6 protein-coding genes are annotated in these 6,189 nt (G+C 39.1%); all 6 read right to left on the reverse strand.

Annotated features, from left to right (window positions below):
- Positions 1–130: 130 nt before the first annotated feature.
- Positions 131–568, reverse strand: coding sequence for a DUF4332 domain-containing protein (locus HWQ36_RS27610; RefSeq protein WP_292708793.1), 438 nt, complete (start codon positions 566–568; stop codon positions 131–133).
- A gap of 143 nt (positions 569–711) precedes the next feature.
- Entirely contained in the window at positions 712–1,401 is a 690-nt protein-coding gene (locus HWQ36_RS27615; protein WP_292708794.1) for an HAD family hydrolase, read from the reverse strand.
- Positions 1,402–1,496: 95 nt separating this feature from the next.
- Entirely contained in the window at positions 1,497–2,573 is a 1,077-nt protein-coding gene (gene hppD / locus HWQ36_RS27620; protein WP_292708795.1) for a 4-hydroxyphenylpyruvate dioxygenase, read from the reverse strand.
- 106 nt (positions 2,574–2,679) lie between these two features.
- Positions 2,680–3,384: an SDR family oxidoreductase gene (locus HWQ36_RS27625; protein WP_292708796.1), complete on the reverse strand. Its 705-nt coding sequence runs from the start codon at positions 3,382–3,384 to the stop codon at positions 2,680–2,682.
- Positions 3,385–3,464: 80 nt separating this feature from the next.
- Positions 3,465–4,754: an NYN domain-containing protein gene (locus HWQ36_RS27630; protein WP_292708797.1), complete on the reverse strand. Its 1,290-nt coding sequence runs from the start codon at positions 4,752–4,754 to the stop codon at positions 3,465–3,467.
- A gap of 184 nt (positions 4,755–4,938) precedes the next feature.
- Positions 4,939–5,718, reverse strand: coding sequence for a phosphate ABC transporter ATP-binding protein (locus HWQ36_RS27635; RefSeq protein WP_292708798.1), 780 nt, complete (start codon positions 5,716–5,718; stop codon positions 4,939–4,941).
- Positions 5,719–6,189 lie beyond the last annotated feature (471 nt).

The raw sequence follows: 6,189 nt of genomic DNA on the forward strand, positions 1-6,189 counted from the left end.
AGACAAGGAAGAGACTATTCAATAATTCCCCCTTGTCCCCCTTGTCCCCCTTGTCCCCCTTGTCCTCCTTGTCCCCCTTGTCCTCCTTGTCTCCCTGCTCCCTCATCCCCCTCATCTCCCCAATCCCCAATCACCTAATTGCTTGCGCTTGCTGACTCCACTGTTGTACTAGCTCAATTGCTGGACACAAATCTCGTCGCTGCATTGTTGCTACTTGCAAGCGCATAATTTGTTGGTGCAATCTGTGAGTGGGAGTTTGTGCCAATTGTGTTACAGAACCAATACCTGCGTGGAGCAATAAACCACAATATTGTATGCCTACGCTGGGAATACGCGCTAAGTCAGCTAAAGCCATCCATTTATTTACATACTGAAGATGAATCTGTAATTTATTTGCTAACGCCAGCCGGGACTCTAAAGTCTTTCCTTGTTTGACTAGCGCTACTGTGGTATCAATACCATAATTTTGCAGTTGTGATTGTTCTTCGTGGCTCAATCCAGGTAATTGCTCGATTGGCCAGTCACGAGATGCGAGTAGATTTCGATTATTTGTATTTTTAGCAGACATTTTAAAACTGAATATAGGCTTGTTCACTCACGTCTACAGCCATCCTAAATCATTCGTGAAGAACAAGCTGACTTTTCACGGTATCTGGAAAACCTCTCTTCTATTTCTCTCTTCCTTTAAGGCTACGGTGTACACACATCTTTCTAGAAGTGTTTAGGTTTTAAGACTAAATCGACAGCAGTGCTGAAATCCTTAACGATTAAGTCGGGGTGATAAAGTTCTAATTGGGTGCGATCGCGGATACCACATTCTACAGCCATCACCTTAATCTGATAATTTTTCGCTGCGGTGATGTCGGCTTCGGTATCTCCCACCATCCAGGTATCGGCAGCCGGAGGCAATTCTTTTAATGCCCTAGCCATTAACAAAGGCTTATCTTCAATATCACGAGTTTTAACGTAGTCATTACTCAGGCAATAACAACGATTTTCTGGGAAAAATCTCCCTAAATCATATTTTTTAAAAGCATAATCTAGTTCTCGAACTCGGCGCATGGTCATAACTGCTAAATCAATTCCAGCTTGTTGAATTTTTAATAGTGCATCCACAGCACCAGGCGCGAGAGTGTCATAGTTAAAATAAGCTTCTGTATGCACAGTTTGTCGCCGCAACTGGGCAAATTCTTGAGCTTGGGCCTCGTCTAACCCTGAATTTAAGGCAATTTGTTTTTCAGGAATGCGCGATCGCTTTAACTGCCAAAATTCCGCTTTCGGAAGTTCTTGCACTACTTGGTTTGGGCGACGGGTTTTCTCTAAGCAGAATTGATAAACACGGTAGTAGCGTTCCGAAACATCAATAATTGGGCCGTCGAAGTCAGTAATCAGTCTTAGCATCGGCGGTAAAAGTTAATTTTTATTAAAATTATCTCAGATATATGACTATTTTTCGAGAGCATCAAGTCTAGCTAAGGGTTTTTTGTACTCAGGCATCATTTCAGCGTACCGCGTTTGATTTGTTCGCTTTCAATGGCTTCAAATAAAGCGCGAAAGTTACCTTCACCAAAACCTTGAGCTTGGAAACGGCGTTCAATAAACTCAAAGAAAAATGTCGGCTGTTCAAATATTGGCTGGGTAAAAATTTGTAGTAATAAGGGCGCGGGATTTCCTCCCTCTAAAGGAGTATATTCTTGCCAGTCTATGAGAATTTCTTGTTGGGCGATCGCCTCAATTTCTAAAAGTGATAAAGGCAATCCTGGACGCTGTTTTAGCTGGGTGTAATAGCTTTGGGGAACTGAGAGTAAAGATAAACCACTGGCACGAAATTTAGCGATCGCACTTACAAGATTAGTCGTCCGTAAGGCAATATGTTGAATTCCTGGCCCCCGGTTGATATCTAAAAATTCCTGAATTTGAGAATTCCGGGAAGCTGGCTCATTAATTGGCAATTGGACGCTGCCGTTATGCGAAACCATCACCTGGCTGTGTAAAGCAGAACGATTGGTTTTAATTTTAAATGCTTGCTGGGGTTGAAAATCCAAGATATTTTCGTACCAAGTGACGGCACTTTCTAATTCACCAACTGCCACGTTTAACACTACGTGATCTATGGCAGTAAAAGTGTTGTCATTTGTCATTTGTCCTTTGTCAAAAACCAATGACGACGGACAAATGACCAATGACCTTTCTATTAATGTATGAGTCAGTCCACCCCAGGCGGCAATTTTGCCACACTTGAAAAATGCCGTACCTATTTGGCGTTCTTGGATGGGTTGTAAGATTGTAGCACCGTGTTTTTGAGCTTGTGCGATCGCAGCTTCTACATCTTCCACAGCAAAAGCGACATCTGCAACACCAGGTGGATACTGACGCAAAAACTCGGCTACTGGACTTGTAGGTGACAGTGGTGAAGACAGAAAAAAGCAGACAGCACCACTCTGAACCACTTCTGTACAAGTGTGAAATGAACTACTGCGATCGGCAACTGGTTGAAAACCAAGATGGTATACAAACCAATCCCGCCATATTTTGGCATCTTCTACATAGAAATGAACGTGATCAATTTTCATAGATACTGAAAATCCAGCATAACAGCTTATATATCTGTGAATTTTGCCTCTTTTGCTAGATTTTCATGTCCTTCCTAAGCAAGAATTATTTAGGCGAACTCCCACTCTAAAAGAACAGATGACTATAAGGTTGAATATTAATTTCCATTGGCACAGCTTGAGGTTCGGCAGAAAGGGCAAAGAAAATAGCATTGGCAGCAGTTTCAGGACTGAGCATTTTTTTCCGGTCTACTTTTAAGTTGACATTATCCCAGAAAGGAGAATCTACCCCACCAAAGTAGAATAGCGTGAACTTGATACCAAAACGCTTGAGTTCCTCTGCCATGCACTTGCTAAAACCGACAACACCAAACTTAGAAGCAGAATAAGCTGCTGCCATCCCCATCGAATGCTTACCCAGAATTCCTACCACATTACAAATATGACCAGATTTGCGCTTTTGCATCTCTTCAGCAGCCGCCTGGGTAGTATAAAAGCTGCCTTTTAAGTTGACATCTAGCATCTTGTCTAAATCAGCAGGTTCCAGGTTGTTGTAAGGCTTAAGTATACCGACACCGGCTGCATTCACTAAAATATCGATTTGACCAAACGCAGCGATGGTCTTTCCTATCAAAGTATCTACTTGTTGGGGGTCAGTAATATCGGTGGGAACGGTCAAAACTTCCCCTGGTAAATCAGCAGCCAGTGTTGTTAAACGAACTGCATCCCTTGCAGCCAATACCAACTGGACTCCAGTAGGCGCAAGTTTATGGGTTAAAGCTGAACCAATACCACCAGTAGCACCGACAATAACAACAACTTTATCCTGCATTGCAATATTTATATTTATTTACATCTTTTTACATAATACTGAATTACAGGCTCAGGTTGTACGTAAAATCCAGAAAGTATCTACTCGCACAATAGTGCTGTTACCTCGTATTCCTTGCCACTCGCTTTTAATGTAAATGTGGGAGATGATTCTAAATATTTAGTAAAACTGGAACCTAACTTTAATTTCTTGATAATTGAATTAGGAGATTCCCCGGTTATTTTCTGTAATTCTGAACCTAGCTTAGACACAGATAATTTAGTTTTGGGAGAATTTATATGTATATCTTGAATAATTTTAAATAATAATTTATCTAATATTTCTCCATTAGAAATTTCCGTAAAATCTTCTTGTTTGTCTTGGTCTTTAATAGATTTAGCAAATGAGTTATCTACAACAGATATTGGTTTCTCTTTTTCTAATTGATTTAAATCATATTTAATATTTATCTCGCATTTTTCCTGAAATGAAGTTGCAACATCCACTAGACTATTTAATCTAGCATTGATTGATTCCTCTTCAGTTTTAATTAAATCTTGAATTGGAGTAATCACTTTTTCAACAGATGGAACTTCTGTTGCCATTGACAAAGAATAATGAGTTAATTTGCCAGTATTCCGATTTTCTATATGCAAACTTTGCCCTTGTCTGCGTATCCAATAGACAATCAATCCTTGATTTTGGAGTTCGTTACAAAGATGGTTTAAAATTCCATCGCTAGAACAGACTAATATTTCTTTAACTGTTGGATAAGAACGTAAGACACAAGCACCAAATGCGATCATTTTTGCATCAGCACTATTTTTACCTTCGGGTACATGGACAAGTTGATAGCCACGATTATATAGTTCAATATCTTGCTTCCCAATACTGGGATTTTTCCAGTTAGAAAATGCCATTTTTGCTTGGAGTGGATATTCACAAATACTGGCTAAAAATAATTCTGAATTAATATCTAACTTTAGGTTTTCTGCATCCAAAAGTAAAAGAGAAATTCCTGTTTTTAACTTATGTTGAATTTCATTTTGTTGCTGAATTTTTAATAGCAATTGGCTGAACACAGCAGATTCTAAGCAATCAGGCGATAATATAGTTTGCAGCAGTTCTTCAGCTAATATAAAATTAAAAGAGCCAAGACCTTTATCTGTGATTTTTTCTTCTGGCAGGTTTTTTACTAAAGAAAGTTTCGCCGCATCATTCATAGATACTTTAGTATGTCCATTGCTGTTAGCAAGCAAGTCCCTTTCCAGAGAACGAGGTAATGCAGGCTCAAAGAATTGTTTGCCACAATTTTTGCAGAGGTAATTCTGTTGGTCATTGCGACGACCATTTTTATAATATGAAGTAGATTCGCACAGAGGACATTTCATCTTATGATTCAGGTGGTCTAGGCAGATACTTATCTTTAAGTATATAGTATAAAAAGAGACTGTCAATTTCAGTCCCCATTGCCCAACACAAGAAAAACTCAAAGCAAACAGAAATTAAATTCAACCTTAATTTCCGCTTGCACTATGTCATAGACCTCTAAATAGATAGAATTTAAGCAACGCTTCAACTGACGCGGGCAAAAACGTAGTCACGGGTGCGAGAATCCACTGGATTAGTAAAAATTTTATGTGTAGTACCAAATTCAACCATTTGAGTAATACGATTTTCATTACTATAAAAGAAAGCCGTAAAATCAGATAGGCGAGTAACTTGCTGCATATTGTGAGTCACAATCACAATTGTTAACTCAGAGCGCAAGTTATGGATCAAATGCTCAATTTTCATGCTACCAGCAGGATCAAGACCTGAACAAGGCTCATCCATCAACAGAACATTTGGTTTGACTGCTAAAGCGCGGGCAATACATAATCTTTGCTGTTGACCACCAGATAGTTCTAAAGCAGATTTGTGCAACTTATTTTTCACTTCATCCCACAGTTCGGCAGCTTTGATGGCAGATTCAACAATCCCATCTAATTCTACTTTCGGATGCCATCCAACTAATTTCACCCCATAAGCAACATTATCGTAAACGCTCATAGGAAAAAGATTTGGCTTGGGAAAAACCATACTCACTTGGCGACGTAAGCGATTGATATTGACCCGCCGCTCATAAATACTCTGGCCAAAAAATTCTACTTTTCCTTCAACCTTCACTTCTCCTTCTAATTCACTCATGCGATTTAACGATTTAATAAAAGTAGACTTGCCACAACCACTAGAACCAATAATTGCCGTGACTTGGTTTTGGTAAATATCCATTGACACGCCTTCAACTATCTTTTGAGTGTCGTAAGAGAAGCTGAAGTTTTTGACTCTGATGGCTGGAATTAGTTTACTCATATTCCCCAAACGTGTTAAACAAAACTTAACTAAGTAAAACAGTACAAATCAGCACAGCTGTTTCACTATGTTACTCCCAAAAGGAGATAATTCATGGAAATTACGTAGTTATACAGTAGTCATACAGCAGATAAACTGTTATTAGATATTTATATCAGTACTGTGTTCCAAAATTGATCTTTTTTAGACTTTTTATACCTATTTTTGCACCTTAACCTACGTAGCATACTTTCTTATTGACTTACGCAAAACTACACGCAGTAGGGGCAATTCATGAATTGCCCCTACCTGAAAATCTTTCTTTTCGGCTATTGCTTGCTCCCGTCATGAGCTATGTAAAAATCAAAATCTCAATACCATATATCCCTCATGGGTAATGAGGAGTTATTTATCAAGATTAAGTTAAACCACGTCATCTTGAAACCTGTAGTTCAACTCTAATGAATAAGGATTTGCCCTCATCCCCCAACC

It is taken from the genome of Nostoc sp. NMS2 (genome assembly GCF_017115105.1).
Classification (GTDB): Bacteria; Cyanobacteriota; Cyanobacteriia; order Cyanobacteriales; family Nostocaceae; genus Nostoc.